The 5,249-nt window shown below is 67.6% G+C and carries 4 protein-coding genes and 2 pseudogenes; all 6 read left to right on the forward strand.

Features of this window, described 5'->3' with window-relative positions:
- Positions 1-58 precede the first annotated feature (58 nt).
- A complete protein-coding gene (locus AC2VOK_RS17285; RefSeq protein ID WP_428901578.1) occupies positions 59-1,414 on the forward strand; it encodes a WS/DGAT/MGAT family O-acyltransferase in 1,356 nt (451 codons plus the stop codon).
- 89 nt (positions 1,415-1,503) lie between these two features.
- A complete protein-coding gene (locus AC2VOK_RS17290; RefSeq protein WP_428901579.1) occupies positions 1,504-2,085 on the forward strand; it encodes an IS607 family transposase in 582 nt (193 codons plus the stop codon).
- 1 nt (position 2,086) lies between these two features.
- Complete coding sequence (gene tnpB, locus AC2VOK_RS17295; RefSeq protein WP_428901580.1) at positions 2,087-3,478, forward strand: IS607 family element RNA-guided endonuclease TnpB; 1,392 nt, start codon at positions 2,087-2,089, stop codon at positions 3,476-3,478.
- A pseudogene (locus AC2VOK_RS17300) lies at positions 3,475-3,601 on the forward strand (hypothetical protein); the annotation flags it as partial. The gene tnpB and the pseudogene AC2VOK_RS17300, both read left to right, overlap by 4 nt.
- A 79-nt stretch (positions 3,602-3,680) precedes the next feature.
- Complete coding sequence (locus tag AC2VOK_RS17305; protein WP_428901581.1) at positions 3,681-4,586, forward strand: haloalkane dehalogenase; 906 nt, start codon at positions 3,681-3,683, stop codon at positions 4,584-4,586.
- Between the two features lie 36 nt (positions 4,587-4,622).
- Positions 4,623-5,249 (forward strand): annotated as a pseudogene (locus AC2VOK_RS17310) (cytochrome P450); the annotation flags it as partial.

Below are 5,249 nucleotides of genomic sequence, written 5' to 3' on the forward strand. Positions count from 1 at the left end.
GCGGCGAAGTCGGGGACTTCTCGCATGCAAACGGCGGCGATGGGGTTCTAATGGATCGATGGAATTGATGATGCCCACCGACGCGGTCTTCCTGCTGGGCGAATCGCGTGAGCACCCCATGCACGTCGGTGGCCTGCAACTGTACGAGCCGCCGCCGGACGCCGGCCCCGGCTACGTGCGGGATTTCTACGACCGTCTGGTCGCCCAGCGCGAGGTGCAGACCACCTTTCGCAAGCGCCCGGCGACGCTCTGGGGCGGGATCGGGAATCTGGGCTGGGCCGACGACAGGGACCTCGACCTCGACTACCACGTGCGCCGCTCGGCGTTGCCGTCGCCCGGGCGGGTCCGTGAGCTGCTCGAGCTGACCTCGCGCTGGCACAGCAGCCTGCTCGACCGGCACCGCCCGCTGTGGGAGATGCACGTCGTGGAGGGCCTCAAAGACGGCCGATTCGCCGTCTACACGAAGATGCACCATGCGCTGATCGATGGTGTCTCGTCGCTGAAGCTGATGCAACGCACGTTGTCGGACGATCGCGACGACCGAGAGATCCGGGCACCCTGGAGCCTGCCGAAGAGCCGGCGCGAATCCGGCCCCGGATCCTCGCTGCGCTCCCTGGCGCATACCGCGGGATCCGTTGCGGGCCTTGTTCCGTCGACGTTCTCCTTGGCCCGTGCGGCGATGCTCGAGCAGCAGCTGACACTGCCGTTCGGGGCGCCGCGCACCATGCTGAACGTCAAGATCGGCGGTGCCCGCCGGTGCGCCGCGCAGTCCTGGGAGCTGGACCGGATCAAAGCCGTCAAGAATGCCGCGGGGGCGACCGTCAACGACGTCGTGCTGGCGATGTGCTCGGGCGCGTTGCGCTACTACCTGCTCGAGCGGAACGCGCTGCCGGACGTGCCGCTGCTGGCGATGGTGCCGGTGAGCCTGCGCCGCGCGGACGAGGCGGACGCGGGTGGCAACCTGGTCGGGGCCATCCTGTGCAACCTCGCCACCGACACCGACGACCCAGGCCGGCGGCTGCGCACCGTCAGCGAATCGATGCACAACAACAAGAAGGTGTTCTCGCAGTTGCCGCGCCTGCAGGCGCTGGCGTTGTCGGCGGCGAACGTGGCGGCGCTGGGCATGTCCGTGGTCCCGGGGTGGGTGTCCTCGACGCCCCCGCCGTTCAACATCGTCATCTCGAACGTGCCCGGGCCGAACCGGCCGATGTATTACGGGGGTGCCCGGCTCGACGGCAACTACCCGATGTCGATCGTGCTGGACGGGCAGGCGCTCAACATCACCGTGGTGAACAACGCCGACATGATCGACTTCGGTCTGGTGGGCTGCCGACGCAGCGTGCCGCACCTGCAGCGGCTGCTCACGCACCTGGAGTCGTCGCTCAAAGACCTGGAACGCGCTGTCGGCGCCTGAGGATCGTGCCCAAGCTCAGTGCCGGGGCTGCCAGCTGTTGCGTGTTGAGTGGTCGGTAGTTGTCGGTGGTGTGCTGTAGGAACAGAAGCATGAATCTCGCGGTGTGGGCGGTGCGAAACGGTGTGGTGCGGGTCATCGCGTATCGCTGGTTTCGTGCCGGGCTGTTGCCGGTCCCGGTGCAACGAGTAGGTCGGCTCATTGTGGTGAACGATGCGGCGGGGGAGACGGCCCCGCGTGGACGGACGGCGGTGTATGCGCGTGTGTCGTCAGCGGAGCAGAAATCCGATCTGGATCGTCAGGTGGCGTGGGTGACCGCGTGGGCCACGGCCGAACAGATCCCGGTCGACAAGGTGGTGACCGAGGTTGGTTCCGCCCTCAACGGGCATCGCCGAAAGTTTCTTGCTCTGTTGCGCGATCCGGCGGTGACGCGGGTCGTGGTGGAGCATCGGGATCGGTTCTGCCGGTTCGGCTCCGAGTATGTCGAAGCCGCACTCGCCGCCCAGTGCGGCGAGCTGGTCGTGGTCGACTCGGCCGAGGTAGACGATGACCTGGTGCGGGATATGACAGAGATTCTGACCTCGATGTGCGCGAGTCTCTACGGTAAACGCGCTGCGGCTAACCGGGCCAAGCGTGCCGTTGTCGCCGCGGCGGCCGATGACGAGGCGGCCTGAGATGCCACGTTTCGAGGTGCCCGACGGGTGGTGTGTGCAGGCGTTTCGGTTCACGCTGGACCCGACCGAGGACCAAGCCCGCGCGTTGGCGCGCCATTTCGGCGCCCGACGCAAGGCGTTCAACTGGACGGTGGCCACCTTGAAAGCCGACATCGAAGCGTGGCACGCAACCGGGATCGCGACCGCAAAACCGTCGCTGCCGGTGCTGCGCAAACGCTGGAACACCGTCAAAGACGACGTGTGCGTCAACGCCGGAACCGGGGCTGTGTGGTGGCCGGAATGCTCGAAAGAAGCCTACGCCGACGGCATCGACGGCGCGGTTGATGCGTACTGGAACTGGCAGACCTCGCGGGCGGGCACGCGGGCCGGCAAGGGTGTCGGCTTCCCTCGGTTCAAGAAGGAGGGCCGCGACGCCGATCGGGTTTCGTTTTCGACCGGAGCGATACGGGTCGAGCCCGATCGCCGACACCTGACGCTGCCGGTGATCGGCGCTGTAAGGACACATGAGAACACCCGCCGCGTCGAGCGGCTTATCGCCAAAGGCCGGGCGCGGGTGTTGGCGATCACGGTGCGGCGCAACGGCGCCCGTCTGGATGCGAGTGTGCGCGTGCTTGTCCAACGACCCCAACAACCCCGTGTGGCCCTTCCTGATTCACGGGTGGGTGTCGACGTGGGTGTGCGTCGTCTGGCCACCGTCGCAGACGCTGCCGGCGCCGTGCTTGAACGAGTGCCGAATCCTCGCCCGCTTGACGCTGCTCTGCGCGAGTTGCGGCATGTTTGCCGTGCCCGATCGCGTTGCGTGAAAGGCTCACGGCGTTACCGTGAGCGCAGCACCGAGATGTCCCGGCTGCACCGCCGGGTCAACGATGTCCGCACCCACCACCTGCACGTCCTGACGACAAGGTTGGCTAAAACCCACGGCCGCATCGTTGTCGAAGGTTTGGACGCGGCCGGGATGCTGCGGCAAAAAGGGCTACCGGGGGCGCGTGCTCGCCGGCGCGACCTGTCCGACGCCGCCCTGGGCACACCGCGGCGCCACCTGTCGTATAAGACAGGCTGGTACGGGTCGGCGCTGGTGGTCGCCGACCGTTGGTTCCCGTCGAGCAAAACCTGCCATGCCTGCCGGCATGTTCACGACATCGGCTGGGACGAACACTGGCAATGCGACGTCTGCTCGGCACGTCACCAGCGTGACGACAACGCCGCCATCACCCTCGCACGCTACGAGGACAGCGACACCGCGTCGGGTAGCGTCGTCGGCCCAGTTGGGGCCGCCGTCAAGCGTGGAGCCGACCGTAAGACCCGGCCCAGCCGGGCAGGTGGCTGTGAAGCGCGGAAGGGACGCAGCCACAAGGCTGCCGAACAACCCCGAGACGGGGTGCAAGTCGCGTGACCACTAAAGATCACTCACTTGCAACGGTGTTGCTGTACCGCGTACGCGACGGCGTCGTCGAGGTTTCTCCTCGCCCATCCCGGCGGTCCGTTCTGGGCGCGCAAGGACGAGGGCAGCGGGTCGTTCTGGATCGATTGCTCGCACTGCCGGAGTTGGTCGGGCTGGGAGAAGGGACGTGAGCCGCGCCGGTATGTTCGCAGCTATGGAGACCCTGCGGACACCCGACGACCGGTTCGACGACGTACCTGACTTTCCTTACGCCCCACGCTATGGCGAGGTTTCGGACAGTGAGGGCGGCAGCTTGCGGATCGCCTGGGTGGAAGACGGCCCGCAGGAGGCCGACCCGATTCTGATGCTGCACGGCGAACCGACGTGGTCGTATCTGTACCGCAAGATGATCCCGATCCTGGTCGAGGCCGGGCATCGCGTCGTCTGCCCCGACCTGGTCGGGTTCGGACGGTCGGACAAGCCGACCCGCCGTGAGGATCACACCTACGCGCGACACGTGGAATGGATGCGCGCGCTGGCCTTCGACGTTCTCGACCTGCGCAACGTGACCCTGGTCTGTCAGGACTGGGGCGGGCTGATCGGGCTGCGGCTGGCCGCCGAGCACCCCGAGCGGTTCGCCCGGCTGGTCGTCGCCAACACGGGGCTACCCAACGGAGAGCACCCCATGGCCAAGATCTGGTGGCAGTTCCGCGAGGCAATACAGACGATGCCGAACCTGATCATCAGCCGTTTCGTGCAGGGCGCGTCCCAGCAGCAGCTGAGCGAGGAGGTGCTCGCCGGTTACGACGCGCCCTTCCCCGGCGACGAGTACTGCGCCGGGCCGCGCGCCATGCCGGGCCTGGTGCCGACCACACCGGACGATCCCGCGGCGGCGGCCAACACGGCGGCGTGGTCGAAGCTGGCGGTGAGCCCGACGCCGATGCTCGTCGCGTTCAGCGACGCCGACCCGATCACCGGGCCGATGGGCGAGGTGTTCCGGCGCGGGATGCGAGGCGCGCAGGGCATCGAGCACCCCGTCATCCGCGGCGCCGGGCACTTCCTGCAGGAGGACGCCGGCGAGGAGCTCGCCCGCCACATCGTGGAGTTCCTGCGGCGGTGAGCGCGCGGAGATGACGAGCGGGTCCGAGTCTCAGGGCGCGGCTACCTGCGCGACCTGATCGGGTGGCGGCGTTCCCGCCCCGGCGACGACCTGCTGTCGGGCCTGATCGCGGTGGAGGAGTCCGGCGACCAGCTGACCGAGGACGAGATCATTGCGACCTGTGTGCTCCTGCTGGTCGCCGGTCACGAGACGACGGTGAACCTGATCGGCAACGCGATCCTGGCGATGCTGAGCGACCCGCGCCAATGGGCGCCGCCGCCAATGGCCGCTGACGCCGCCGGTTGGCGGCGCCGCGGTGATCGAGGAGACCCTGCGCTACGACCCGCCGGTACAGATGATCGGTCGAATCGCCTTGTCCGACATGGTCGTCGATGGAATCGAGGTTCCCGCGAGCGACGTGCTGGTGCTATTGGTGCTATTGGTGGTGGTGGTGGTGGTGGTGGTGGTGGTGGTGGTGGTGGTGGCGGTGGTGGTGGCGGTGGCCGCCGCGATCCCGCCGCGATCCCACCGCGATCCCACCGCTATCCCACCGAGTTCGACCGCCCCGACATAGTCGATCAGGACAGAATAGTGTTGCGCTACTTGGTGTTTGGGCGCGGCGCGCACTACTGCCTGAGGGCGCCGCTGGTGGCGTCGAGCCTGCGCTCAGCGCTGCCTTCTTCG

The organism is Mycobacterium sp. TH-M116 (assembly GCF_057473685.1).